The organism is Citrobacter sp. wls706 (assembly GCF_005281305.1).
GTDB classification, from domain to species: domain Bacteria; phylum Pseudomonadota; class Gammaproteobacteria; order Enterobacterales; family Enterobacteriaceae; genus Citrobacter; species Citrobacter werkmanii.
Genome location: NZ_SZXG01000023.1, coordinates 1 through 650, shown reverse-complemented (window position 1 = coordinate 650; position 650 = coordinate 1). Strand labels below are relative to the sequence as shown.

Sequence of the window (650 nt, the reverse complement as noted above, 5' to 3'; positions counted from 1 at the left end):
TCTTTGATACCAACGATTTCAACTTCTTCACCAACTTTGATGATACCGCGCTCTACACGACCGGTAACAACGGTACCACGACCGGAGATGGAGAATACGTCTTCGATAGGTAGCAGGAACGGCTTGTCAATCGCACGCTCTGGTTCCGGGATGTAAGAATCCAGGAAGCCAGCCAGTTCGATGATTTTCGCTTCCCACTCTGCTTCGCCTTCCAGCGCTTTCAGAGCAGAACCACGAACGATCGGCGTGTCGTCGCCCGGGAAATCGTACTGAGACAGAAGTTCACGAACTTCCATTTCTACCAGTTCCAGCAGCTCTTCGTCATCAACCATGTCGCATTTGTTCAGGAACACGATGATGTACGGAACGCCTACCTGACGACCCAGCAGGATGTGCTCACGAGTCTGCGGCATCGGGCCGTCAGTCGCAGCAACAACCAGGATCGCACCGTCCATCTGCGCAGCACCGGTGATCATGTTTTTAACATAGTCGGCGTGGCCCGGGCAGTCTACGTGTGCGTAGTGGCGAGTCGGGGTGTCATATTCAACGTGAGAAGTGTTGATGGTGATACCACGAGCTTTTTCTTCCGGCGCGTTATCGATCTGGTCGAATGCACGAGCAGCACCGCCGTAGGTTTTAGCCAGTACGGT

1 protein-coding gene is annotated in these 650 nt (G+C 53.7%); it reads right to left on the bottom strand.

Going from position 1 to position 650, the window contains the following annotated elements; genetic code table 11:
* Positions 1-650: GTP-binding protein (locus FDW92_RS04880; protein WP_249357154.1), on the bottom strand; the 650-nt coding region annotated here is incomplete at both ends.